Raw genomic sequence first — 26,902 nt, 5'->3', positions numbered from 1 at the left:
CATAATAGCTAGCGTCAAACCTCCTTTCGCAATACCTCCAACGGAGGTCGCACGGTGACTCCCCTGCTGTTGATCAGCCCGATGAACACGGTAAGTGCGGTAACGCCCAGCATGAGCAGCAACGTTGAGGGGATATCCGGATAGAAGGGCACCTCAAAACTGTATGCTGCCAATGCCCAGCTACCTCCCAGTGCCAACAGCACGCCGGTGAAAGCAGCTATCAGTCCCAGAAAGAAATATTCCAGCGCCGTAATCACTAAAATCTGCCGCCTCGACGCACCCATGGTACGCAACAATACGCTCTCTCGGATGCGCTGGTATTTGCTGATCATCACGGAAGCCACCAGCACCACGAAACCCGTAAGAATACTAAACCCACCCATAAAACGAATGACGAAGCCGATCTTATCCAGGATATCATCCAGCACCGATAGGATCAGTCCAAGGTCAATGATGGATACATTGGGGAATTGTCTCACCATGGCTTGCTGCATCCGCGCGGATGCGGCTTCGTCCGGCACACGGGTCATTAGCACATGAAATTGAGGGGCCTCATCAATCACCCCCATGGGGAATATCAGCCTGAAATTGGTCTGCACGCGGTTCCAGTCGACTTCCCTGAGGCTCCCCACAATGGCCGGAACCTGTACCCCTTGGACATTGAAGAGCAACACATCTCCTATTTCTACGCGAATCCGCCGTGCATAATCCGCTTCAAGCGACACGCGGGCCGTATCGCCGGGGGCAGTACGGCCGATCCACTCACCGGCGGTGACCTTCTCCGAGTCGCTCAATTTCGCCCGGTACGTCGTTCGCAGCTCACCGCCCAACGCCCGCCGGGAAACATCGATCGTGCTATCCTTGCGGGCAGCATCGGCCGTGATCCCATTGATGGCGTCCAGTTGCACGGTGACGATGGGAACCTCATCGAAGATGGGCAACCCCTGCGCCTTCACCAGCTTGGCCACATCCGCCCGCTGCGTGGATTGGATGTCAAACAACACCATGTTTGGCTGATTCTCACTGGCCGACAGCGATACCCGCGTCATGAGCATACCCTGCACAAAAAACAAGGTGGCAATAAACGCGGTACCCAGCCCGATGGCCACAACCAAGATGACGGTTTGATTATTGGGTCTGAACAAGTTCGAAAGCCCCTGCCGCCACAGGTAGCTCCATGAAACCGGGAAAAAGCGCCTGACCAGCAACATCAGCAGGCTCGCCACGGCATACAAAATCACAAAAGCCAAGGCAACACCCGCCGTAAACGCCAGCGTCTGCCAGATACCATCCAGCTGTAGGTACGCGTAGCCGACGATAAACAGCGCGATAAGTCCATACACAACCCAACTCCACCGATCTTTTATGGGGCTCGGCACATCCAGCGATAGTCGCAGGGTATTTAGCGGGGCAATATTGCGGATACCGATCAATGGCAATAGTGCAAACAGCACAGATATCCAGATGCCTAAGCCGATGCCCTGTGCAATCGCCGTCCACGAGATGTCGCTGCTGATGGCCACCGGCACAAAATCCTTAAACACCAACGGCAGTACTTGCTGGATTACTGTTCCGCACAGTGCGCCCGCCACCGAGCCGAGGAAACCCACGCCGAGCACCTGTACCAGATAAATCAAGAATGCCTGCCGCGCGCTCGCCCCCAGACAACGCAATATCGCAATACTATTCAGTTTTTCCTTGATATAGATGTGTATCGCGCTCGATACCCCGATGCATCCGAGCAACAGCGCGACGAAGCCCACCAGCGACAAGAATTTGCTTAGGTCCGCAAACGATCTCCCCGTTTCCCGCTTTCGGGAGGCAATGGTGTCATACCCCATACGATGCACTTCCAGCAGGGAGTCCAGCCCCTCGGCAACCGCATCAGCATCCGTTCGCGCGTTCAGGCGGAAATAGTAATTATAGTTGATCCGGCTGCCCTTCTGATTGAGTCCCGTAGCGGGCAGATGCGCCAGTGGGATGAATACGGCGGGGGCCACGGCCGTGGATATACCCGTTTGTCCGGGCGCCTGGTCGAGGCGTCCGGCAATTGCAAACGTCACATCGCCCACCTTGATGGAATCGCCCACCTTAGCGCCAAATTGAAGCATAAGCGTCTTATCGACCAACGCCTGCCGCTGGTCCCTAAACGCACGACCGGCAGCCTCCGGTACCGTTTGCAGCTGTCCGTAGTACGGAAAATCACCGCTCAGCGCCCGCACCTGCACCAATCGGGTGCCGCCATTGCTGGCAAACAGCACCATGGAGGCAAAACTCTGCTCCTCCGAATATTCGTCACTGATCTGCCGGACGGAGTCGACAATACGTTCCGTGTCATCCGTCAACTGCCGGTTGCTATGCAGCACCAGATCAGCCCCCACTAAGGTGGCGGCCTGGTTATCGATGTCTTTCTCCAGGTTGTCGCCGAAAGAATAAATGGCCACCAATGCGGCGATGCCAATGATGATCGACGAAATGAAAAGAAAGAGTCTGGACCGGTTACGCCGGCTATCACGCCACGCCATGCGGACAATCCAGCCGATGGCGATCCTATCGTGCTTCTTGGATTCCATGCTCATCACACCTTACCCTGCATTGCGGTATCCGAAACGATTGCTCCGCCCCTCATCCTGATGATACGTTGTGTTTTGGAGGCCAGCTCCAAGTCATGGGTGACCAACACCAATGTGGTGCCGGCATCCCTATTGAGATCGAACAACAGGCTTTCGATGGTTTCGCTGGTGTCCGCATCCAGGTTGCCGGTCGGTTCATCGGCAAATAAGATCTTCGGCGAATTAGAGAACGCCCGCGCGATGGAAACACGCTGCTGCTCGCCGCCAGACAACTGCAACGGGTAATGGTGCCCGCGGTCGGCTAGTCCCACTTTGTCCAGCAGGTCCTGGGCGATCGCCTTGCTATTCCGTTGACCACGCAGTTCGAGCGGCACCATGATGTTTTCCAGGGCGGTCAACGTAGGCAGGAGTTGGAAATTCTGAAAAATAAACCCTACGTGTTGGTTTCGTACACGGGCACGCTCATCTTCACCGAGGTCATCCAGGGAAATGCCATTCAACACGATGCTTCCGGTGCTGACACGATCCAGTCCCGCACATAATCCCAATAAGGTTGTTTTGCCACTGCCCGAAGGACCGACGATGGAGACGGTTGAGGCCGCTTCGACCTCAAAACGGATCTCTTGCAGCACCGTGAGCGACTTGCCCCCGCTTTGGTAGGTCTTCTCGACGTCTTTTACACTTAAAATAACAGCCACTTGTTATCCAATTAATCCAACATTTCGGTAAAATAAGCTTTTTGGCACCAGAAAAGGAAGCCCAGCCTTAAAATAAAAACAAAAAAACATATTTTTGACACCATTTCAACCCACTTGTTACGTCGTCAAATCGGTGGCAGTTGCTTAATCTGTTCTTTTGTGTAAAAATGATATTACAGCCTCTTGTAATCACATCTTTTTATGCCAATATTGCATAATGAATGCCAAACCCCTCAACATTATGCAAAGATTTTCAACCCTTCTGTTATTTCTTTTTGCCGTTCATTGCGCATCGGCTCAAAAGAAGCCCCTAGACCACAGCGTTTATGACGGCTGGCAAAGCATCAGCTCATCCGCGATCTCCAAAGACGGCCGTTTTATCTACTACGTGATCAGTCCGCAGGAAGGCGATGGACAGTTGGTGATCACCACGCCGGACCATCAGCAGGTTGGACGCATAGACCGTGCTGCCGATGCGGGGTTTTCGCCGGACGGGCAATTTCTCGTCGCGCTCATCAAACCCTTCTACCGCGACACCCGGGAAGCCAAAATAAAAAAGAAAAAACCGGAAGACATGCCCAAGGATTCGCTGGCCATCTTTGCGCTGGCGACTTCGGTCATTCATAAAATACCCGCCGTTAAATCCTATCAAACGCCAGAAGAATCGGGCGAATACCTGGCCTATCTGAGTCAGGACGCACCAGCCCTGGCAGATACGGCAAAAACAGATACCAGCAAAACAAAAAAACCGACACGCAAGAAGGAACGCTCCACCCTGCATATCCGCCACTTGACTGACGGGGAGGAAACCACCGTTGAGCGCGTAGACGCATACGAGTTCAGCAAGGACGGAAACGTATTGGTATATGTGCGTACCGCAGAAGAGAAAGATAGCGTCGGTGCAGACGCCGGACTGTATTACTATGATTTGGCAACCAAGCAATCCCGCCACATCAGTCGCGGAAAGGGCGAATACAAGAACATCGTCTTTGACGAAGCCATCTCACAGCTCGCATTCACCGCAGATAAGAGTCCGGAGAAATCCCTCCAGAAAGCCTTTAATTTATATTATTACACCCCTGCGCAAGATACCGCCATCATCATCGCCGACAGCAAGACGAATGGCATACCCCAACAGTGGTCTGTCAGTGGCGAAGGCAACGTACGTTTCAGTAAAAATGGGGAAAAGCTCTTTTTCGGCATCGCCCCCATTCCGCCCGTAAAGGACACCACTTTGGTGGAATTTGAGCACGCCAAGGTAGACATCTGGCATTGGAAGGATGATTACCTCCAGCCCCAGCAGCTGGTCAACCTGCGCAGGGAGCAAAACCGGAGTTACCTGGCAGTGACCTACCCCAAACAAGGGCGGAAAGTCATTCCACTGGCCGACGAGCAGCTCCCAGAAGTGCTGCTGACCGAAGATGCGGACAATGAATTTGCGTTAGGCACGACCGATGTCGGCAGGCGCATCGAGACACAATGGCGAACAGCCGCCTTTGAAGACATATACGCCGTTTCCACGACCGACGGCTCCCGGAAAAAAGTGGCAGAAAACATCAGGGGCAGCGTCAGCCTCTCGCCCACGGGCGGCTACATTGCCTGGTATAACCGCATGGACAGCAGCTGGTATGCACACGACATCGAACGCGGCAGCACGGCAAAGCTGAACGCGGATCTGCCCGTCAGCTTCGCAGACGAGGACAATGATGTGCCGGATGAACCCAACGGGTACGGGATTGCGGGATGGAGTGAAGACGACAAAGAGGTGTTTATCAATGACAAATACGACATCTGGGGATTCCGTACGGACGGCACCCAGCGGCGCCTGATCACCAACGGCTTCGGAAGAAGCAACCAGATCACGTTCCGTTACCAAGACTTGGCAGAAGATCGCCCAAGGATGTTTGGGCGCGGAGGAGGAGGCAGCCCGACGATCATCGATATCACAAAGCCATTGACGTTATCGGCATTCAACCACGTCAGCAAAGAAAATGGCTGGTATACGGCAAACGGACGCAATAACCGGGATCCCAAAGAAATCGTGATCGCCCCCTATCGCTACGGTCAAACCAAGAAAGCGAGCGACGCGGATTTATACATCTATACCAAGGAAAACTATGGCGCTTCGCCCGACCTATATGTATCAGCGGACTTTGTAAAGGAAACCAAACTCAGCAGCACCAATCCGCAGCAGCAGGAATATAATTGGGGTACGGCTGAACTGGTGAAATGGACCACGCCAAAAGGCTACGCGGCGGAAGGCATTCTGTACAAGCCCGAGGATTTTGACCCGACCAAGAAGTACCCCGTCATTGCTTATTTCTACGAAACCGTGTCAGATGGGCTGTATAGCTATAACGCCCCGGCTCCGACACCCTCTCGCCTCAACATCAGCTTCTTCGTCAGCAACGGATACCTGGTCTTCACACCCGATATCCATTATGAAATCGGCTATCCGGGCCGATCCGCAGAGGAATACATCAATTCAGGCATGGAAGAGCTGAAGAAGCAGCCCTGGGTAGATGGTGAGAAGCTGGCCATTCAGGGACAGAGCTGGGGAGGCTACCAAGTGGCCCACCTCATCACCCGTACCGATATGTACGCAGCGGCCTGGGCCGGTGCACCGGTTGTAAACATGACCTCGGCATACGGCGGCATCCGCTGGGATAGCGGGATGAACAGGCAATTCCAATACGAACGCACCCAAAGCCGCATCGGTACGACCCTGTGGGAAAACCCCGATCTGTACATCGAAAATTCGCCCTTGTTTCATTTGCCCAAGGTAACAACGCCGGTGGCCATCATGAGCAACGATGAAGATGGAGCCGTGCCTTGGTACCAAGGCATTGAAATGTTTACCGCTTTGCGACGCCTGCAAAAACCTGTTTGGTTACTGAACTATAATGGGGAAGCCCACAACCTGGTGCAACGCCAAAACCGCAAAGATATCCAGCGTCGGCAGCTCGAATTTTTCGATCATTTCCTGAAAGGGAAGCCCGCTGCACCCTGGATCGAAAAAGGCGTTCCGGCTACGTTAAAGGGCATCGAGTGGGGATTCGGTCAGGATGATTTGCGATAAACACAAGAATCAGGCTATTTTATTTTGATATCGATAAATTTTTTTTTCATTTTTTATCAAAAAAAAAGGAATTGTCATTTTTTTTTTCGAATATTGGACCAAAATTGAAAGCAACAATACAGCAATCGAACAAATAAATACAAATTAAATGTCAGGTTTAAGATTCAAGGCGGTAGAAACCGCCATATCCCGATTAAATAACAACAAAACAAACGAAACCATCAAACCTTCATCGTACTACTGCAAAAATGTATTTACTACGTCTAAAATGAAGGAGTATCTACCCAAGAATGCCTACGCTGAATTGATTGAGACCATCGAAGTGGGCAGCGCCATTAGCCTCGACCTTGCTGAGCACATTTCACAGGCGATGAAGAGCTGGGCCATCAGCAATGGGGTAACCCATTACACCCACTGGTTCCAACCCCTCACGGGAGCGACGGCCGAAAAGCACGATGCGTTCTTTGAGCCCATGCCCGATGGTTCGGCCATCGACAAGTTTACCGCAAGTGCATTGGTACAGCAGGAGCCGGATGCGTCCAGCTTCCCAAGCGGCGGTATCCGCAATACGTTCGAAGCACGGGGATACACAGGCTGGGATCCATCGTCGCCGGCATTCATCTACGAAACCGGAGGCAGCAAAACGCTCTGTATACCGACCATTTTCGTATCCTACACGGGCGAGGCACTCGACTACAAAGCACCGCTGCTGAAATCGTTGCATGCATTAGACAAAGCCGCTGTAGATGTGGCTCATTTCTTTGACAAATCGGTCACCAAGGTAAATGCTTCCCTGGGTATTGAACAGGAGTACTTTCTGGTCGATCTGGCGCTGTTCAACGCCCGGCCCGACCTGCAACTCACCGGCCGTACCCTCTTTGGCCACATGTCTGCCAAGGGTCAGCAGCTGGAAGACCATTACTTTGGCGCGATCCCCGAGCGGGTACTGGCATTTATGGTCGACCTCGAACAAGAGGCACTCAAATTGGGTATCCCATTGAAGACCCGCCACAACGAAGTGGCCCCCTCGCAGTTCGAATGTGCTCCGATGTATGAGGAGATCAACCTCGCGATCGACCACAATCAACTGCTGCTCAACTTGATGGAGCAAGTAGCCCTTCGTCACAAATTCAAAGTGCTGATCCATGAAAAGCCCTATGCTGACATCAACGGCTCAGGTAAGCACAATAACTGGTCGATGATCACCAACACGGGCATCAACCTGCTCTCACCGGGCAAAACACCGAAGAACAACCTGATGTTCCTGTCGTTTTTCGTAAACGTGATCAAAGCAGTACATGACCATGCGGACCTCCTGCGGGCTTCCATCGCCAGTGCGGCCAACGATCACCGGTTGGGAGCCAATGAAGCACCTCCGGCTATTATTTCCATCTTCCTCGGCAGCCAGCTCAATGCGGTGCTTGATGAGGTAGAAACGGCGAGGGTGGCAAAAAAAGTGAAAAACGAGACCCTCCTGTGGCACGGCATCCCTAAAATCCCCGAGTTGCAGCTGGACAATACCGACCGCAACCGGACGTCTCCGTTTGCCTTCACCGGCAACAAATTTGAATTCAGGGCGGTAGGATCTTCTGCCAACAGTGCCAGTCCGATGACCGTGCTCAGCGCAATCGTTGCCAACCAGCTGGTTGAATTCAAATCAGAGGTAGATAAGCAAATCAAGAAAGGGACAAAGAAAGATCTGGCTTTGCTCAATGTGGTACGCAAGTACATCAAGGAATCCAAAGCCATCCGCTTCGAGGGAAATGGATACAGCAAAGAGTGGGAAGAAGAAGCACACAAACGCGGACTCTCTAACATCAAGACGACGCCGAAAGCACTGGACGTCTATGTAACCGAAAAATCGCTGGCCCTCTTTGAAAAGCTCGGCGTCTTATCTGAACGTGAAAGCGAAGCGCGCCACGAGATCCTGTTGGAGAACTATTACAAGAAGATCCAGATCGAGGCCCGTGTGTATGGCGAAATCGTCAACAGCCTGCTGGTACCTGCGGCGCTTCACTACCAAAACGATCTGATAACCAACGTGAAAGGATTGAAGGACATCGGATTTAAAGCCGAAACTTACCGGGCACAGGCGGAGCTTATTGAGCGCATCTCAACGCATGTAGACACCATCATCGCAGAAGCCGAAGCGATGCGTCAAGAGCGCAAAAAAGCCAACGTGCTGGAAGATGTGCGGGAAAAAGCCATCGCTTATGACGAGAAAGTAAAACCGCATTTCGATAAGATCCGGTATAACATCAATAAATTGGAACAGATCGTAGACGATCGGAAATGGCCGCTCCCCAAATTGCGTGAGCTCCTTTTCGTGAGATAATACTTACCTCCCGCTAAACTTAAATTTAAAGGCCTCCTTTACCGGGGGCCTTTTTTTTCGAGTTTCTTTTTGATATAGCCGACCAGGGAAGAAGCATCTCCCTCTTCCATATCACTCAGCTCCAATTCGAGCGCCTTATTGCTCACCTGAATTTCCAGCAACGATATCAACAGTGAAACGGCAAAGAAAAGCAAGCTCAGTGCAAACGTCACCTCCGTGAGGAACGCATGTTCAATATAAATGCAGTACATGCATACGATGCAGGTAACGAAGCTCAATACCCCCATGGCTTGCATTTGTCTGATTAACTTCAGTCGGTAACGAAGATTCCTGATCTGCCCATGCAACACCCCGCTTTTGTGGTGTTCGAGGTATTTGGCATGTAAGCTCCGGACCAACGCAGCCAACGCCAAAAAGCGGTTGGTATATGCCAACATGATCAAGCTGATGGCTGGGAAAAGCAGGGCGGCGGTGTTAAACGTGATGTTCATGCTGGGTTCCATTTGCACAAAAAAATCAAAAAAACTTTGCACAACCAAATCGCACCGCTTATATTTGCACCCGTTGTGTGTATATACACACACAAATCAATTCCTCCAAAAAAGGTCTTGGTTTATAAAGAAGTGGCGAGAGACTGGCTCAATGACCCACTGGCAACCATCCACAAACGGTGGAAAAGGTGCCAATTCCTGTCCCGGCCGACAACGGTTGGGAGCATATAAATGATAAGACGATGATCATGTATTCTTTAAGTAATAAGCGTATTGTCATTATACGGTCCGCGCAACGAATGTGCAGGGGAATAATGTACATGTGCTGTTGCCATTAATCCAACACAAGCATGTGTTTACCGATGCGTAATTCCTGCAAGCCTGCGGGAACGATGTCAGTATAACATCATGATCACGTTTTCATCCTTGCATAAACAAAAAAATTGAACCATGGCTACTGAAAATCTAAAATTCGAGACCTTACAGGTCCACGCGGGACAAGAAGCAGATCCCACCACCGGTTCGCGGGCCGTGCCGATTTACCAAACCACTTCCTACGTATTCAACAGTGCGGAGCATGGCGCAAATCTCTTTGCGTTGAAAGAATTCGGAAACATCTATACGCGCATCATGAATCCGACCACGGATGTCTTTGAAAAGCGTATCGCCGCCCTGGAGGGAGGGGTAGCGGCATTGGCTGTTGCCTCCGGACAAGCGGCGCAGTTCATCGCGCTGACGAATATATTGGAAAACGGCGATAACTTCGTCAGCGGCGCCAACCTGTATGGCGGGACATTTAACCAATTCAAGGTGTCGTTCAAGCGTTTAGGTATCGAAGCCCGGTTTGCAAAAGATGATTCGCCCGAAAACATCGAGGCCCTGATCGACAACAATACCAAAGCGATCTACGTGGAGACCATCGGCAATCCCAGTTACAGCATTCCGGATTTCGAACGCATTGCGGGCATTGCACAGAAACATGATCTTCCACTGATCGTAGACAACACCTTCGGCGCCGCGGGATACCTCTTCAAACCGTTGGAAAACGGCGCCCATGTGGTGGTGGAATCCGCTACCAAGTGGATCGGCGGGCATGGCAACAGCATCGGCGGCGTCATCATAGACGGTGGCAATTACAATTGGGGCAACGGCAAGTTCAAGCAGTTCAGCGAACCCTCAGAAGGTTACCATGGGTTGGTGTTCAGTGATGTTTTCGGTGTGGGCGGTCCGTTCGGCAATATCCAATTCGCGATTCGCGCCCGTGTAGAGGGGCTACGCGACTATGGTCCGGCACTATCGCCATTCAATGCATTCCTGTTGCTACAGGGAGTCGAAACGCTCTCTTTGCGCGTTCAACGGCATGTAGACAATGCGCTGGAGATAGCCAAATGGCTCGAAAACCATCCCCAGGTGGAAAAGGTGAGTTACCCGGGGTTGAAAAACCACCCCTACCACGACCATGCGCAAAAATACCTCAAAAACGGATTCGGAAGCGTATTATCGTTCGTCATAAAAGGAGGCGCGGAGCAGGCCAATGCGTTTATTGACAACCTGCAGCTCATCAGCCACCTCGCTAACGTGGGCGACGCGAAAACATTGATCATCCATCCGGCGGCCACCACCCACCAGCAACTGAGTGAGGCCGACCAGCGAAACGCAGGGGTATTCCCCGGGTTGCTGCGGATTTCAGTGGGTATCGAGCATATTGACGACATTAAAGCCGATTTGCAACAGGCATTCGATCACATCAAATGACCCCGTGCGAACGAAGCGACAAACAAACAACATGAGTATACATACATTCAACTATTCAAAAACGTTCAAGCTTGAAAATGGAAGGCGCATCCAGAACCTGAAAATTGCTTATCATACCTATGGCACACTGAACGAGCGGAAGGACAATGTCGTATGGGTGTGCCACGCACTCACCGCCAATGCGGATGTGTTTGAGTGGTGGCCCGGGTTATTCGGGGAAAAAGACCTGTTTAATCCGAAGGATTACTTCATCGTATGTGCCAACATTATCGGATCACCTTACGGCAGCACCAATCCGCTAAGTATCAATCCGGCAACGGAATTGCCCTATTATCTTTCTTTTCCCCAATTTTCGGTCCGCGACCTGACTGCCGCACACCGGTTGCTGGCAGACCACCTCGCCATTGACAAAATAGCAATTGCCATCGGCGGTTCATTGGGCGGGCAGCAAGCACTGGAATGGGCCATTGCCGATCCCGATCGTATCGGCAACCTCGTAATAGTCGCTACCAATGCCGCACATTCGCCATGGGGCATCGCATTCAACGAAAGCCAGCGGCTTGCCATCAGTACAGACCGCACCTTCTACGCCGACAGGCCTGACGGCGGCGCGAAGGGACTGAAAGCTGCCCGCAGCATTGCGCTGCTATCCTATCGGGGATACGACACCTATGGTGCGACCCAACTGGAATCTACAAACGACAAACAGGATGATTTCAAGGCTTCGTCTTATCAGCATTACCAAGGCGAGAAGCTTGTCAAACGGTTCAATGCCTATAGTTATTGGTTTCTCAGCAAAGCAATGGATAGTCACAACGTGGGCCGCGGCCGGACAAGCATCGAACATGCCCTGCGCGGCATCAAGGCAAAGACACTGGTCATCGGAATCAATACCGACCTTTTATTCCCCGTGGAAGAACAGCAGTTCCTCGCCACCCATATCCCAGGAGCCACGTATGCGGAGATCAGCTCATTCTATGGACATGATGGCTTCCTGATCGAAACCAAGCGCATTACAGAAACAATTGTCAATTTCCTCAATCACAACAGAACGCCGGAAAACGAGACCGCTTATCAACAAGTAGGTTAACCCCGATTAACGCGTAAACAACACGAACAGCAAACATGAACAACAAACTTACCTTGGGCATTTTCGGCTTTGGTGTAGTCGGACAGGGACTGCACGACATCATCAAGACCAAAAATCTCAATCTCGCCATCAAACGTTTCGTCATCAAACATCCCGAAAAAAAACGCAGCCTACCGGCCGAACTCTTTACAACAGATGCGAGCATCGTGTTGGACGACCCGGAAATAAATACCATCGTGGAACTGATCGACGATGCCGACGCCGCGTTTGATATTGTGTCCACCGCATTGCGGTCCGGCAAGAATGTCGTATCGGCAAACAAAAAGATGATCGCTACCCACTTGGAAGAACTGGTAGATATCCAACACCAGTACGGCACGAGCCTCCTATATGAAGGGGCGGTCTGCGGGAGTATCCCGATCATCCGGAACCTGGAAGAATACTACGATAACGAGCTATTGCATTCGGTGACCGGCATTTTCAATGGCTCATCCAATTACATCCTCTCTAAGATCTTCAATGAAAACCTGGAATATGCCACCGCGCTGAAGCAGGCACAAGACCTCGGCTTTGCCGAAACCGATCCCACGCTCGACGTGGGAGGCTTCGATGCGAAGTTTAAATTGGCGATCGTCGCCTCACATGCCTATGGTCTTTATATCGCCCCGGATGCCATCTTAAACCTCGGCATCGATAAACTCGATGCGTCCGACATCCGGTTTGCGCGGGAAAAGAAGGTCAAGATCAAGCTGGTACCCACTGCGCGGGAGATCAATGATAAGGAAGTCATCCTCTATGTATTGCCCAAGCTCGTTTCGCCCGATAACATCTTGTATGATGTGGAAAATGAATATAATGGGGTACTGGTCAAGGCCGCTTTTGCAGACGAGCAGTTCTTCTATGGCAAAGGTGCCGGTGGGCATCCTACCGGATCGGCAGTCCTGTCGGATATTGCCGCGCTGCGATATGGCTACCGATACGAATACAAAAAGCATATCGAAGCCGGTGGATTGACCTATACGACAGACTGGGAAATCGATGTTTACTTGCGTTACGATGACGAAAGCCTGGTTGAAAAGCTTGGATTTGCTTCCGTCAGCGAACGGTATTATGCCCAGGATTTCAAATATGTCATTGGCAGGATTAACCTTGATCATATTCTTAAAAACAAAGACATCATCAACCGGGAAGGGGTATTTATTGCTGAAATTGCGTAATGAGGAAGCATGTTTGTTAAAAAATAAAATAATCAAAACATAAGCTGTATTTGCGTTATTTATATTTGTATATTGAACGGATAAAACTGAATGATGATGTACAGCTTAGCCTTCTTGTTGATGAGTATTTTTAGCGTTTCCATGGTCGCAGCCCAGCAAAGCGAAGCTGCCTCACCGGATAGTTCCTGGCAGACTTATGGCTACATTGCTTTGGGAGCAATTATACTGGCTGTGGCTGTCGTAGTACTGATCCGTAAACAACACCGGAAATTCAATGAATGATCGATTGCCCACGGTGTTAACACCGTGGGCAATGATCAGGTTAGGCTTCTCTTTTTAACCCGTACTTTTCTATTTTGCTGTATAGGTGGCTGCGTTGGATGTCGATTTCGTCGGCTGTCTTAGACACATTCCAGCCATTCTTTTCGAGCTTATATTTGATGTATTCCTTTTCGGTATAATCCTTGAAATCCTGGAAGGAGGAAAACGCGTCATAATTGGTGACATCACCATTTGATGGCGCCCCAGCGGGTGCGGCAATCGCCTGAGCAACGGTGGCAGCGGTGGCAACAGTGGTGGGGGCAGGCTCTTCCTTGACTGATAAAAAGGAACCCGGATTAGCAAAGGCCCGTACATCGTTATCCGTGATGGCCTTATCGCTGAGGATAATAAGCCGCTCGACCATGTTGCGGAGTTCACGGATATTGCCGGTCCATGACAGCGCTTTCAACACCGTCATCGCCTCATCGGTGATCTTCTTCACGGGCATGTTATATTCTGCACAAACCTCTTCGCAAAAATGCTCGGCCAGCACCGGGATGTCATCCTTCCGTTCGGCCAACGGTGGCACATGAATGATGATCACACTCAGCCGGTGGTAGAGGTCCATCCGGAAATTGCCTGCGTCGATTTCCTTGAGCAAGTCCTTATTCGTGGCAGCAATCACACGCACATTCACCGAAATTTCTTTTTCGCCCCCTACCCTGGTGATCTTGCTTTCCTGCAACGCCCGAAGCACCTTGGCTTGTGCCGAGAGGCTCATATCCCCGATCTCATCCAGGAATAACGTACCGTTGTGTGCCTGTTCAAATTTTCCGATCCGCTGTTTTACCGCTGAGGTAAAAGACCCCTTTTCATGGCCAAACAGTTCGCTTTCGATCAGTTCGGAAGGGATCGCTGCGCAGTTGACCTCCACGAGCGGCGCCGAGGCCCGAGGTGATTTTTCGTGCAGCCAACGGGCTACCAGTTCCTTGCCGCTGCCGTTGGCCCCGGTGATCAACACCCGGGCATCGGTGGGAGCAACGCGCTCAATCGTTTCTTTGATGCGCAGGATCGCTTCGGAGTCGCCCAGAATGTCGCGCGTCTTACTCACCTTGCGTTTCAGCACTTTGGTTTCGGTAACCAGCGTGCCGCGCTCCAAGGCATTGCGTACGGTAATCAGTAGTCGGTTGAGATCAGGTGGTTTGGAAATGAAGTCGTATGCACCCTTCTTGCTGGCCTCAACCGCTGTTTCGATCGTACCGTGACCCGATATCATGATAAAAGGCAGGTCTGGCTTGACGGCCAATGCTTCGGTCAGCACCTCCATGCCATCCATTTTGCTCATCTTGATATCACAAAGCACCAGGTCGATATCCTCCTTTTTGATGATATCCAATCCATCGATGCCATTATCCGTATCGATCACTTTGTAATCCTCGTATTCAAGGATTTCCCGCAGCGTACTTCGGATGGCCCGTTCGTCGTCTATGATTAATATTTTGGTCATTCAATTAGATTTTAGACAAGAGACATCAGACAAGAGACGTCAAATGCTATTAAAAAAAAGCAGACCCTGTAAGCCGGATTCTGTGTTCCCTGCCGTGTGAACGGAAGGACTTCTATCATTTATCTTGGCTTGCCATCGCTGACAAGCTCCAGCGGCCTACCCGTTGCGGTCTCCGCCTGGCGGAATGGGCACGAGCAACTCCCTGGTTTCCGCAACTTATTTGGCCTTGCAACCCCCGGGGTTTACCGCGATGCATGTTGCCATACAAAGCCGTGGGCTCTTACCCCACGTTTTCACCCTTACCCCGACATTCGCCGGGGCGGTTTATTTTCTGTGGCACTTTCCGTATCCCGATAGTCATCGAAACCCTTCCCGTTAGGAAGCGGGGTGCTCTGCGTTGTCCGGACTTTCCTCCCCGGCATTTGTCGGGGCGATAGAACAGGTCTGCTTCGGTGCAAAGGTAAACAATAAGTTATGAAGTTAGAAGCGGGGCTTGGTTTTATAAAACTTCGTCCCGAAAATGAAAATTACTAAATAACAAACAATCGGCAGGTAATAGGCTACTGCCACATCATAATCTGCCACCCGCCCCATGAAAAACGGAAAGATGGCGGCACCGACCACACCCATGACAATAAAGGATGAGGCCTGCTGTGTATGCGGTCCCAAGTCTTTCAGTCCCAGACTGAAGATCGTGGGGAACATGATGCTGAAAAAGAAGTTGAGCATGAGCAGGGCAATAAAAGAGGGCCATCCCCAGCTCTGCGCAATGATCAGGCACATCAGGATATTGCACGCCGCAAATACCGCTAACAACTTATTAGGAGCGACGTATTTCATCAAGAAGGTGCCAGCGAAGCGACCAATGGTCATCATGACCATGCTCACAGCGAAATAATAACCAGCGATCTCATCGGTGAGGCCCATTTTCTCATGGCCATAGTTGATGAAGAATGCCCAGGTACCTCCCTGTGCCGCCGCATTGAAAAACTGTGCTATAAAGGCCCAGATAAAATGACGGTGCTGAAACAATTTCCTCCGGGGGACTATCGGTGCAGCCGCATCCTGGCCGTGGTGTGCTGCACCCTCGTCGAATGACAACGCCGGTACCCGTAAAAAGCTGAACATGACCGCTACCAATGAAATCGCCACACCGATACCGATATAAAGCATTTTGACGGAAGTCAGGCTGCCCGTTTCGCCGATGTTTCCGCTCAAGATGAAATAGCTGCCCAGCGTCGGACCGATGATGGTGCCCAGCCCGTTGAAGGACTGCGCAAAATTGATGCGCCGGTCACTGGTGGCCTGCACACCCAACGCAGCAATGAATGGATGTGCCACGGTCTCCAGTGTGGCCAAGCCACAGGCCAAGACAAAAAGGGCGACCCGGAAAAATGTAAACGACTCGGCATCTGCAGCCGGCACGAACAGGAATGCACCAATCGCATACAGCGCCAACCCCAACACGACACCCCGCTTATAACCAAACCGCTTCATGAAGAGTCCCGCGGGAATGCCCATCACGGCATACGCACCGAAGATGGAAAACTGCACAAGGCCCGATTCGGCCTTGGTAACTCCAAGCACGTTCTGGAAGTGCTTATTCAGCACATCCCCCATGGTAATGGCTATGCCCCACAACATGAAGAGTGAGGTGACGAAACCAAATACCAGTAGGTACCTGCGATCTGTAAGTGGCGAGGATTGATGCGTCGGCAGTTCTGCACCTACTGCCTGTGATACGGTACGTTCCATATGATTAGTTTAAAATCAGTCAACCGCGCAAGCCCTGTCCGGACTGCGGCTGCCCAAAAATAGTAAACCGTTTTAGCTATGCAATGGAAAATGCCATTATTTTTTGTTGCCCAGCGCCTGGGCAATTACATGCCCACTCGCCCAAGCCCATTGGAAATTGTAGCCCCCGAGCCACCCCGTCATGTCTACGCATTCGCCGCCGAAATACAATCCAGGAACCCTTCTTGCTTCCAGCGTCTGGGGATCCAATTCATGCGTGGCCACGCCGCCGCGCATCACCTCAGCCTTGTCATACCCCTTGTCCCCTGCGGGTTTTACGGTAAATCGATGGATCGTCTCGGCAATCTGTTTAGCATCGGCCTTGCCTAACGATGCAATTTTCGTGTCAATGGGCAAAAACTTGCCCAGCGACTCCACCAACCTGCGCGGATACAGGCTGTTCAACAGTTGTCCGACCAATCGCTTACCACCTGCCGCCCTTTCGGCGTTGATCAGCTGTTCCATGGCGTGATGCGGAAGCAAATCGAGTGTAATGGTTTCACCCGGCTGCCAATAAGAAGAAATCTGCAAGATCGCCGGACCGCTCAGTCCCCAATGCGTAAACAGGATATTTTCTTCAAAACGGATGCGCGCATTGGACACCCGACAGAACACGCTGTTTCCCGAGAGCGCGGCAAACCAATCGGCATCCTTGCCCGTGATGGTCAACGGCACGAGCGCCGGGGCGGTGGGCATGACCGCCAAGCCGAACTGCCGGGCAACCCGCAAGGCAAAATCACTGGCCCCCAACTTGGCTATAGGCAGTCCCCCGCTGGCCAGTACCACAGCACCGGCCCTCGCCTGCTGCAGGGTCCCATTGTTTTCAAAAGCGACATCGAAGCTCCCATCGGATGATTTTACGACGGCTACCGCTTTGCTGTTCAAGCGCAGATCCTGTCCGTGCCGTTGCATCAATTTAGTGAAGACGTGCACGACATCCTTAGCGCTGTCACTGATCGGAAAAAGCTGGCCCAGCGTTTTTTCCTTGCCCACAATGCCCTGCTGCTCGAAGAAGGAGACCGTATCGCTTACCGTCCACTGTTTGAAAGCGCTGGCAGCAAATGCCGGATCAGCCGACAGGAAGTTGGCGGTGGTCGTGTGCAGGTTGGTATAATTGCAGCGCCCCCCTCCCGAGATGAGTATCTTCGCTCCGGGGCGGTCGTTTCGCTCCAAGACCAAGGTGCGCTTGCCCCGCATGCCGGCCTGCACCGCACACATCAGGCCACAGGCCCCGCCGCCAATGATAATGGCATCGTATTGATTATCCACAATCGCCAATCTAAAATCGCAAATCCACCGTCCGCCGCTCCGCCCAGCTCTTTTCAGCCATCTCGATGACATAAATCACGTCCCGCGCTTGCGCAGCCGTGACCGCCAATGCCTCCCGACCCAAAATGGCTTCATAAATATTATGGTAGAATGCGGGATAATTGCCACGCTCACTCTCCACGTATTCGATGGTGTCCTGCCCATTCTCCAGCACGTTCAGCTTGCCCCAGCTATCCGGCGCTTCCTTACCCCATTCGGCATCCCCTCTCGGCGCCTTACCTGCTTTCAGCGCAGCCTCCTGCGGGTCGATACCATATTTCACGAATGCCCCGTCCAGTCCGTACAGCGCATAGCGCGGTGATGGCTCCTTCACGAGCATCGCGCCCCGGAGCGATACTTTGAGGCGGGGATAATGCAGGATCAATTCAAAATCATCCACCGCCTGCGCGCCCGGCCGTTGCATACGCAGGTCGGCATTGACCGCTTCCGGCTTGCCGAAGAGCCGAAGCGCCTGATCGATGAGGTGCGCGCCCAAGTCATAGAGGATACCCGATCCCGGCAGATCCGCCTCGCGCCATGCATGTTCTCTCAGCGCATTGCGAAAGCGGTCGTAACGCACTTCGAACGACACCAGCCGGCCCAACCGCCCGCTTTGCAGCACGTTCTTAACCGTGAGGTAGTCGCTGTGCCAGCGGGCATTATGATGCACGCTAAGCACCCGGCCGCGCGCTTCCGCCAGTGCGACCAGCTCATCAGCTTCGGCTACGGTGTTCGTAAAGGGCTTCTCGACCACCACGTGTTTGCCCGCAAGCAAGGCCGCTTTGGTGAGCGGGTAGTGCATGTCGTTTGAGGTAGCGACAACGACGAGATCGACATCATCGGCGTAGATGATTTCATCTGCGTGGGTGACCATAACCGCATCGGGATATCGCTGCCGCAGCAGCGCTTGCTGTTCGGGTTTACGGGCACTCACCCGATGCAGCCGCAGGCCGTCAACCGCGGCAATCACCGGCGCATGAAACACCTGCCCGGCCACTCCGAAGCCGACCAGTCCAACATTGATCATCTTTTCCATTACATTCGTTCTGGTACCTCGATACCCAATAACTTCATACCGCCTGCAATGATGCGGGCGGTGGCGGCCGAGAGGTGCAGCCTAAAGGTCTTCGATACGTCGTCTTCTGCTTTTAATATGGACTCCTCGTGGTAGAATTTATTGTATTGCTTGGCTACTTCATAGCAATAGTTGGCCAATTGCGCCGGACTAAATTCGTTCGCCGATGCCTCGATAATCGCCGGGTAGTTCCCCAGCAGTTGCATCAGTTCACGTTCGCTCGGCGCCAGCGTGCGGGGCACGACCAGCGTGTTCCTTGCCGAAAAATCGCCTTTGGCCAATACCGATTTGATACGGGCATGCGTATACTGGATAAACGGCCCGGTATGTCCCTGGAAATCGATGGATTCATTGGGATCGAAGAGCAACCGTTTCCGGGGCTCCACTTTAAGCAGAAAATACTTGAGCGCCCCCATGCCGATAATCCGGTAGAGATGGGTCTTCTCCGCATCAGACAGTCCTTCGGTTTTGCCCAGTTCTTCCGTCCGCTGCTTGGCCGTATCCGTCATCTCATCCATCAGGTCATCGGCATCGACCACCGTGCCCTCACGGGATTTCATCTTGCCCGATGGCAGGTCGACCATCCCATACGAGAGGTGGAACAAGCCCGTCGCCCACGGTTTACCCAGCTTTTTAAGGATCAAGAAAAGTACTTTGAAATGATAGTCTTGCTCATTGCCCACTACGTAGATGGACTCATTCATCGCAAAATCGTCATACTTCAGCTGGGCTGTTCCCAAATCTTGCGTGATGTAGACCGACGTACCGTCGCCGCGCAGCACCAATTTTTCGTCAAGGCCGTCAGCGGTGAGGTCTATCCATACCGAATGATCCGGCTTTCTGAAAAACACGCCCTTATCCAATCCTTCCTGGATGATATCCTTACCTAATAGATAGGTATCCGATTCATAGTAGTATTTATCGAAATCCACTCCGAGACGACCGTAGGTTTGCTCAAAGCCGGTATACACCCATCCGTTCATCATTTTCCACAGCCCGATGACTGCTTCGTCGCCCGCTTCCCACCGTTGGAGCATCTGTTGCGCTTCGCGGATAATGGGCGCTTGCTTCTTGGCTTCTTCTTCGTTGAGGCCCTGTGCTTTCAACTGGTCGATCTCCTGCTTGTACGCCTTGTCGAACAACACGTAATACTTGCCCACCAGGTGGTCGCCCTTGAGCCCGCTACTTTCGGGAGTTTCGCCCTCGCCCCATCGCTGCCACGCGAGCATGGATTTACAGATGTGAATGCCCCGGTCATTCACCAGATTGGCTTTAATAACCTCATAGCCGAATGCGTTCAGGATTTCGGCCATCGAATACCCAAGGAGGTTATTGCGGATATGGCCGAGGTGCAGGGGCTTATTGGTGTTGGGCGATGAGTATTCGACCATCAGTTTCCGGCCGTTGGGCGGGAACACGCCAAAACTTTCCTGTGCGATGTGTGTTGTAAACAGGTCGGTCCAATAGGCATCGGACAGGCTGAGGTTGAGGAAGCCTTTGATAATATTGAACGATGCCAGTTCAGGCAGCTGTGTTTGGAGGTAGGCGCCGAGCTCAGCGCCGGTGGCTTCGGGGGATTTTTTTGAAAACCGGGTGATCGGAAACACGACGATGGTGAGCTGCCCGTCAAATTCTTTTCGCGTTTCCTGTATAGTGATCTGGTTTTCGGGCAGCTCAGCATGATATAATGTTTTGACTGCGTCCTTGATATGATGAATAAGCTGTTGTTCTATTTTATTGGCCATGTAAGTATTTAAGCATTAATTTCTTAGCATTGATCATCGAAATGGTAAATTTTAGCAGATATCTATTTTATTCATGCCGGATTCACACCGAAACTATATCTTTGCCAAAAATATGAAAAAATGCAGAGCTATCAGGAATTTCTTGACCTAAGCGTAGGGTTTCCCCAAGATGGATTTGAAATTATAGACGACGAACTGTACTTCCACGACCTCAATCTAATGGAAATGATCGAGACCTATGGAACGCCACTGCGGTTCACCTATTTGCCCATCATTAGCAAGAAGATACAGCAAGCCAAAATACTGTTCCAAACGGCCATACTGAAGCACAACTACCGGGGCTCTTATAAATATTGTTATTGCACGAAGAGTTCCCATTTCAAGCATGTGGTTGAAGAGGCGTTGAAAAACGACATCCACTTGGAAACTTCCTCTGCCTTCGACATGCCGATGATCGATGCGCTGGAAAAGAAGGGGGTGGTCAAGAAAGACATCACGGTGATCTGCAACGGATTTAAGACCTATCAGTATAAGCAGTATATCATCGATATGCTGCATGACGGATACAAAAATATCATCCCGGTACTGGACAACAAGGAAGAGTTCAATATATATGACGACGAGGTGGAGCTGGACGAGCCCTGCAACCTGGGTATCCGCATCGCGGCGGAAGAGCAGCCTGATTCGCCCTTCTACACCTCACGATTGGGCATTCGGCTGGAGGATATCCTCGATTTCTATAATAGCAAAGTAGCGCCCAACCCAAATTTCAAGGTCAAGTTACTCCATTTTTTCATCAATTCGGGCATATCGGATACACCCTACTACTGGACTGAGCTGGAGAAATACGTGACCCTGTACTGCAAGTTCAAGAAGATCAATCCCGATCTGGATACCCTGGACATCGGTGGGGGCATGCCGTTCAAAGATTCGCTGGTACATGATTTCGACTACGAGTACATGGTCAACGAAATCGTGAACCGCATCAAACAAATCTGCGCCGTACATGATGTCATCGAACCCGATATCATCACCGAGTTCGGCAAATATACCGTAGCGGAAGCATCCGGTATTCTTTACAAAGTGATTGGCCGCAAGCAACAGAACGACCGGGAGAAATGGTTGATGCTCGACGGCTCGTTTATCACCAATCTGCCCGACGTGTGGGCGCTCAACCAGAAATACATCCTGCTGCCCACCAACAACTGGGATGCCGAATACGAGCGGGTAAACCTGGGCGGCATCACCTGCGACGGACAAGATTATTACAGCCAGGAGGCCCACATCAACAGTGTTTTTATGCCCAAAACCCGCAAACTCCAATACCTCGGCTTTTTCCATACCGGCGCCTATCAGGAAGTATTGAGCGGGTACGGCGGCATCCACCACTGCCTGCTTCCCTCACCGAAGCACGTGTTGGTTAGGAGAAACCGTGACGAGACCTTCAACTTCGAGGTGTTCGGCGAAGAGCAGAATAGCAAACAGGTTCTCCGGCTATTGGGCTATCAATAGTGTTTGGAATAACTTTTGAGAAGTGATATCTTTGACAAACAACTAGCGTGTATGACAGCATATCGGGGCCAGTTTCTGGCCATCACCGTTACCCTCATCCTCGCCGCTTGCGGCAAAGATAAATCCGTCAGTGACCGCATTGCCCTAAGCGAAGTGGCTTATCACCTGGAGTCCAACCCGGTATATGAAACGGCTGAAATGGCATACGGAGAGGTAAAATTGAACCAGCAATCGGATGCCGATCTCCTAAACGCCTACCAGGGATTGAAAAAAGGAGGATACGTCACATTGGAACTCCTTAAACAACGGAAACGCTTCTTATCCAACGATAGCACGTTTGTGTACCTCATCAACCTGACGGATAAGTCCATTCCGTTTGTATTGGAGAAAACAGACAAGAAAGCGACGGTGAAAACCTTCGAATATGCATTGGACGAAGACGGCGGGGTACAGGTGGAGCAGACCGGTAAAAACCGGGCGAAAGCCACTGTGACGCTTAAAAAGACCGAAACCGACTTTGCTGACTTCGCAAAAGAGGAAATGGATAACCACGCTTCATTCACCAAGAAGACCTATACCCTCCGCTTCAACGCAGAAACAGGCTGGGAAGTTGCCAAATAGCACCGACATCCATGAAAGGTTTGAGTACCCTCGTTGCTGTGCAAGCATTGCTCTCCACTGTTTCCGGTGTATTGATGTCGCAGATGTCACTCGTCGGCAAAGCGGGCATCACGGTGTTGTATCGCGAATACGGCATCTTCAACATTTGGTGGAAAACCGCCACCCTGCTTTTTGCCGTCCAACTGGTGCTGATCCTGGTATTGTGGATCGTCAAACGCCTTTTAGGCCGTAGGTTGTCCCTCGCGGTTATCTTGCTGTTGTTGGTTTTTGGGCTTGCCGGAGCCTATTTCACCTACCTTGATTTCACCACCACCACTCATCGGTTGCTGAAAGCGAATTTCCATGCCGGAGGATACCTCGTTTGGGGAGCTTGGGCCTTAGCCTGTATTTATATGATGGCAATGCCGCTGCGGAAAGATCCAACAGTTTTACCCGACTAAACATTTTAGTACAGTTCTTGTTTTTTTTACGCAAGTTGCCTAAGTTTGCAGCTATGCGCCAAGTTGCTCCACATACCCAATATGCCATTGTGGACATCGAGACCACCGGGGGATTTGCCGCTGGTAGCGGGATTACGGAAATCGCCATCCTCATCCATGACGGGTGCGAGGTAGTGGACCGGTTTGAGTCGCTCATCAATCCGCAGTGCCCCATCCCCGTATCCATCCAAGCCATGACCGGGATCACCAATGAGCTGGTCGCCGACAGCCCGGCATTCGATGAACTGGCAGGACGTATCCATGAAATGCTGGATGGCCGCATATTCGTCGCCCACAGTGTCAACTTCGACTACTCGTTTTTGAAGCATCACTTAGCGGTATCAGGATATCCGTTTGCCGCACCCAAGTTGTGCACCGTGCGCATGAGCCGGAAAATCAGGCCCGGACTCCGTTCATACAGCTTGGGGAAACTGTGCGATGCGTTGGGCATACCCATCAACCACCGCCACCGGGCAGGAGGCGATGCACAGGCTACAGCCATCCTGTTTGGGTTGCTGTTGAACTGGGATACCCAAGGTGTCGTGGCGGAAATGCTGAAGAAGACATCCAAACACCAGCAACTGCCCCCCAACCTGCCGAAAGAGCAATTTGATACGCTGCCCCACAGCGCGGGCGTCTATTACTTCAGGGATCAGGGCGGCAAGGTCATCTATGTGGGCAAAGCGCAGGATGTCCGCAACCGTGTAGCCCAGCATTTCAATGGCCATAATCCGAACCCCCAGCGCCAGCACTTCCTCCGGCATATCCATTCCATCACCCACGAGCGATGCGGCACCGAGCTGTTAGCCTTGCTGCTGGAGGCCGTAGAGATCAAGCGCCTGTGGCCCGCTTACAACCGCGCGTTGAAACGGTTCGAGCCGAAATACGCGCTGTATGCGTATGAAGACCAACGCGGCTTTCTGCGGCTTGCCATTGGAAAACATGGCAAATATCATCAGTCTGCTCATTTGTTTCACCGGCAGTTGGATGCTATTAATCTACTCCACCGCCTGATCCGGGAATTTGAGCTCCAGCCCGAACTCTGTATCTTCGGCGTGCCCACATCCCGTTTGAGCCGTTGGCGAATCAATCCGGCATCCACAGCCAATTCCGCGCCTGCAGTATCCCAAGCGGTGCACAACCAGCGGGTGCAGCTTGCGCTCAGCCAACTGACACAGCATCTCCCCACTTTCGCCATTCTCGACAGGGGGCGGGATGACGATGAAATCAGTTGCATCTGGGTAGAAAACGGACAGTTTTATGGTATGGGCTACATCAGTCGTCATGCGGATATTCATTCACCCGAAGCGGTAAAAGAATCCGTCACCCGCTACGGCAGCAACCACTACATGATGCAACTGATTTATGACTATGCCGAAAAATATCCGGCAAAAGTGTGGAAGCCCGAGATGGCGCTGCCATAGGGTTGTCAGTGTCATGTGTTTTCTTTGTTCTATTATCAAAAACAACGTACAATGGAAACACTACAAAAAGACACGACCATCACCCTCGACCAATTGCGCGCACACTGGCAGGGCCACCGTAGCCTCACCCGCAGGGTGATTGACGCATTCCCCGAAGACAAGCTGTTTTCACATTCCATCGGCGGTATGCGCACATTTGCGGAACTGGCCATGGAGCTCAACCGGATGGCATCAAACGGGGCGCATGGGATCGCCACAGGTGAATGGAAGGACGTCAAAGACCTTCCGGGAGCGGAGGGGCTAGACCTCGGGCCGACGACCAAAGACGGTATCCTCCGCCTGTGGGATTGGAGTACGGAATACATCGACAGCATTTGGCCCAAGGTAGCCGATACCCGCCTGCAAGAAACGGACAGTGCCTATGGGCAGTGGGAAGGACCTGTATGGTGGCACTTATTTTATTTTATCGATAACGAGATCCATCATCGGGGACAGGGATATGTGTACCTCCGCTCGTTGGGCATCGAACCGCCGCCGTTTTGGGACCGGTAGATTAATTGTGCTGAGTGCCAAGATCGACAGGGCCGCCTACATCTTCATGTAGGCGGCCCTACTGCGTATTCATCCCCTCCTTCTCAGACGGGTACGTACCGCCGGTGGAGATGCTTCCAAATGTATACAATGAAACTCAGGCTGACGATGACACCGGCTGCACCCTGAAAGAGCAATGTGTAATGAATGCCCCATGCCTGTGCCAGGGCACCGATGAATAGGCTTCCAAGCGGAAAGATGCCCTGAAATGCCATGATGTAATAGCTGATGGCCCGCGCCCGGTATGCTGGCATGGCATGTGTCTGGATATAGGTATTGATGCTCGAATTCTGAACCATCATGCCCATGGCGGCAAATAGGGTGCTCAATAACGCCAGTGGCAGCCATGATGCAAAGGACAGCGCCAAAATACCAAGCGCAAACAAACCAGAAGCTTTCATCACCCGAAAACGCAGGTTGGTGCCCACCTGCGTCCGCGCCATGTAAATGGCCCCTGCCATTGCGCCCAATCCCGCCGCACTCTCAAACCAGCTGAAAGTAGTCGCATCGCCGTTGAACATTTCTCGTGCAATAACAGGCAGTAATGTTGTGAACGGGATCACCCACAGGCTGGATGCGGCAAGCAACAGGATAAGTGATAACAAATGAGGCGAATGTTTCAGGTAGCTGAACCCCTCCTTGAGTCCGTTCCATGTGCTTTCCTGCTTGGCCCTAATCGGTTTCTGCGTCAGCTTCATCGACAGCAACGAACCGATCACCGCGATGAAACTCACGAAATTCACCCCGAAACACACGGCCTCGCCATAAGTACTCAACAAAATGCCGCCGATGGCGGGTCCCAACATCCGGGCGGCGTTGAATGCCGAAGAATTGAGCGCAATGGCGTTGGGCAAATCGGCCTTATCATCTACCAAGTCTACCATGAGCGATTGCCGCGCCGTCACGTCAAATGTATTGATCACCCCTTGGATAAAACTTAATGCCCCGATCCACCACACGCTATAATACCCCGAAAACACCATCAGTGCCAATGTACCCGCCTGTAGCATCAGCCCGAACTGGGTGATCACCACTATCCGGTATTTCTGATGGCGGTCTACAAAGCTGCCGATGAAAGGCGACAGAATAAGTGATGGGATAAGCGCCATGAATGATACCAAGCCCAGTATGAACGCCGATTCGGTCAGCCGGTACACCAGCCAGCTCACGGCAATGCGCTGCATCCATGTACCCATCAGCGAAATGGCCTGTCCCGTAAAGTGTAGGCGGTAGTTGCGATGGTTAAGTGCTCGGAAGAGATTCACCCTCCTTCACAAACAAAAGTCATACCACGTACCCCCAAAAGTCCATAGGACCAACGCGATTTTAAATATTTCGGTATTTGCC

The 26,902-nt window shown here is 51.9% G+C and carries 20 protein-coding genes, 1 other RNA gene and 1 riboswitch; of the genes, 11 read left to right on the top strand and 10 right to left on the bottom strand.

Annotated features, from left to right (window positions below; all coding sequences use genetic code 11):
- Positions 1 to 14: 14 nt before the first annotated feature.
- Positions 15 to 2,579 (bottom strand): ABC transporter permease, encoded by a 2,565-nt coding sequence (locus tag ACMGDE_RS07535; protein ID WP_436832162.1) that lies wholly within the window; start codon positions 2,577 to 2,579, stop codon positions 15 to 17.
- A complete protein-coding gene (locus ACMGDE_RS07530; RefSeq protein WP_436832161.1) occupies positions 2,579 to 3,271 on the bottom strand; it encodes an ABC transporter ATP-binding protein in 693 nt (230 codons plus the stop codon). The genes ACMGDE_RS07535 and ACMGDE_RS07530 overlap by 1 nt, the downstream gene beginning before the upstream one ends.
- 241 nt (positions 3,272 to 3,512) lie before the next feature.
- Between ACMGDE_RS07530 and ACMGDE_RS07525 the strand changes: the two genes are divergently transcribed.
- On the top strand, positions 3,513 to 6,350 hold the full coding sequence (locus ACMGDE_RS07525) for a S9 family peptidase (protein WP_436832160.1): 2,838 nt from the start codon (positions 3,513 to 3,515) through the stop codon (positions 6,348 to 6,350).
- Positions 6,351 to 6,498: 148 nt separating this feature from the next.
- Positions 6,499 to 8,685, top strand: coding sequence for a glutamine synthetase III family protein (locus ACMGDE_RS07520; protein ID WP_436832159.1), 2,187 nt, complete (start codon positions 6,499 to 6,501; stop codon positions 8,683 to 8,685).
- A 38-nt stretch (positions 8,686 to 8,723) separates the two neighbouring features.
- On the opposite strand, the gene ACMGDE_RS07515 is transcribed toward ACMGDE_RS07520, so the two are convergent.
- Positions 8,724 to 9,176, bottom strand: coding sequence for a DUF2721 domain-containing protein (locus ACMGDE_RS07515; protein ID WP_436832158.1), 453 nt, complete (start codon positions 9,174 to 9,176; stop codon positions 8,724 to 8,726).
- A 119-nt stretch (positions 9,177 to 9,295) separates the two neighbouring features.
- Positions 9,296 to 9,410, top strand: a riboswitch (SAM riboswitch).
- A 216-nt stretch (positions 9,411 to 9,626) separates the two neighbouring features.
- Between ACMGDE_RS07515 and ACMGDE_RS07510 the strand changes: the two genes are divergently transcribed.
- From ACMGDE_RS07510 to ACMGDE_RS07495, 4 genes are all read left to right on the top strand, one after another.
- Complete coding sequence (locus ACMGDE_RS07510; protein WP_436832157.1) at positions 9,627 to 10,931, top strand: O-acetylhomoserine aminocarboxypropyltransferase/cysteine synthase family protein; 1,305 nt, start codon at positions 9,627 to 9,629, stop codon at positions 10,929 to 10,931.
- 31 nt (positions 10,932 to 10,962) lie between these two features.
- Positions 10,963 to 12,021, top strand: coding sequence for a homoserine O-acetyltransferase family protein (locus ACMGDE_RS07505; protein WP_436832156.1), 1,059 nt, complete (start codon positions 10,963 to 10,965; stop codon positions 12,019 to 12,021).
- Between the two features lie 35 nt (positions 12,022 to 12,056).
- Positions 12,057 to 13,238, top strand: a complete 1,182-nt coding sequence (locus ACMGDE_RS07500; protein ID WP_436832155.1) for a homoserine dehydrogenase — start codon at positions 12,057 to 12,059, stop codon at positions 13,236 to 13,238.
- Between the two features lie 93 nt (positions 13,239 to 13,331).
- Positions 13,332 to 13,520: a hypothetical protein gene (locus ACMGDE_RS07495; protein WP_436832154.1), complete on the top strand. Its 189-nt coding sequence runs from the start codon at positions 13,332 to 13,334 to the stop codon at positions 13,518 to 13,520.
- 40 nt (positions 13,521 to 13,560) lie between these two features.
- On the opposite strand, the gene ACMGDE_RS07490 is transcribed toward ACMGDE_RS07495, so the two are convergent.
- The 6 genes from ACMGDE_RS07490 to argS form a co-directional block, all read right to left on the bottom strand.
- Entirely contained in the window at positions 13,561 to 15,006 is a 1,446-nt protein-coding gene (locus ACMGDE_RS07490) for a sigma-54-dependent transcriptional regulator (RefSeq protein WP_436832153.1), read from the bottom strand.
- A 53-nt stretch (positions 15,007 to 15,059) separates the two neighbouring features.
- Positions 15,060 to 15,456: RNase P RNA component class A (gene rnpB / locus ACMGDE_RS07485), an RNA gene on the bottom strand.
- A 30-nt stretch (positions 15,457 to 15,486) separates the two neighbouring features.
- Positions 15,487 to 16,761, bottom strand: a complete 1,275-nt coding sequence (fucP, locus tag ACMGDE_RS07480) for an L-fucose:H+ symporter permease (RefSeq protein WP_436832152.1) — start codon at positions 16,759 to 16,761, stop codon at positions 15,487 to 15,489.
- Between the two features lie 96 nt (positions 16,762 to 16,857).
- On the bottom strand, positions 16,858 to 18,069 hold the full coding sequence (locus tag ACMGDE_RS07475) for a BaiN/RdsA family NAD(P)/FAD-dependent oxidoreductase (RefSeq protein ID WP_436832151.1): 1,212 nt from the start codon (positions 18,067 to 18,069) through the stop codon (positions 16,858 to 16,860).
- Positions 18,070 to 18,079: 10 nt separating this feature from the next.
- Positions 18,080 to 19,144 (bottom strand): oxidoreductase, encoded by a 1,065-nt coding sequence (locus tag ACMGDE_RS07470; RefSeq protein ID WP_436832150.1) that lies wholly within the window; start codon positions 19,142 to 19,144, stop codon positions 18,080 to 18,082.
- Positions 19,144 to 20,928 carry an arginine--tRNA ligase gene (gene argS, locus ACMGDE_RS07465; RefSeq protein ID WP_436832149.1) on the bottom strand — a complete coding sequence of 595 codons (1,785 nt, stop codon included), beginning with the start codon at positions 20,926 to 20,928 and terminating at the stop codon, positions 19,144 to 19,146. Before argS ends, ACMGDE_RS07470 begins: the two co-directional genes overlap by 1 nt.
- Before the next feature lie 120 nt (positions 20,929 to 21,048).
- On the opposite strand from argS, the gene ACMGDE_RS07460 reads away from it, so the two are divergent.
- From ACMGDE_RS07460 to ACMGDE_RS07440, 5 genes are read left to right on the top strand one after another with little or no spacing between them, the layout of a single operon-like run.
- Positions 21,049 to 22,440, top strand: a complete 1,392-nt coding sequence (locus ACMGDE_RS07460; protein ID WP_436832148.1) for a type III PLP-dependent enzyme domain-containing protein — start codon at positions 21,049 to 21,051, stop codon at positions 22,438 to 22,440.
- 51 nt (positions 22,441 to 22,491) lie between these two features.
- Positions 22,492 to 23,061, top strand: a complete 570-nt coding sequence (locus ACMGDE_RS07455) for a hypothetical protein (RefSeq protein ID WP_436832147.1) — start codon at positions 22,492 to 22,494, stop codon at positions 23,059 to 23,061.
- Between the two features lie 11 nt (positions 23,062 to 23,072).
- Entirely contained in the window at positions 23,073 to 23,501 is a 429-nt protein-coding gene (locus tag ACMGDE_RS07450; RefSeq protein WP_436832146.1) for a hypothetical protein, read from the top strand.
- A 53-nt stretch (positions 23,502 to 23,554) separates the two neighbouring features.
- Positions 23,555 to 24,964, top strand: coding sequence for an exonuclease domain-containing protein (locus ACMGDE_RS07445; RefSeq protein WP_436832145.1), 1,410 nt, complete (start codon positions 23,555 to 23,557; stop codon positions 24,962 to 24,964).
- A 51-nt stretch (positions 24,965 to 25,015) separates the two neighbouring features.
- Positions 25,016 to 25,516: a DinB family protein gene (locus ACMGDE_RS07440; protein ID WP_436832144.1), complete on the top strand. Its 501-nt coding sequence runs from the start codon at positions 25,016 to 25,018 to the stop codon at positions 25,514 to 25,516.
- Between the two features lie 83 nt (positions 25,517 to 25,599).
- On the opposite strand, the gene ACMGDE_RS07435 is transcribed toward ACMGDE_RS07440, so the two are convergent.
- Positions 25,600 to 26,820: an MFS transporter gene (locus ACMGDE_RS07435; RefSeq protein WP_436832143.1), complete on the bottom strand. Its 1,221-nt coding sequence runs from the start codon at positions 26,818 to 26,820 to the stop codon at positions 25,600 to 25,602.
- Positions 26,821 to 26,902: the final 82 nt, after the last annotated feature.

It is taken from the genome of Parapedobacter brassicae (assembly GCF_051400755.1).
Taxonomy (GTDB): domain Bacteria; phylum Bacteroidota; class Bacteroidia; order Sphingobacteriales; family Sphingobacteriaceae; genus Parapedobacter.
Note: the sequence above shows the minus strand (reverse complement) of the source record. Positions and strands in the feature narration are given on the sequence as shown.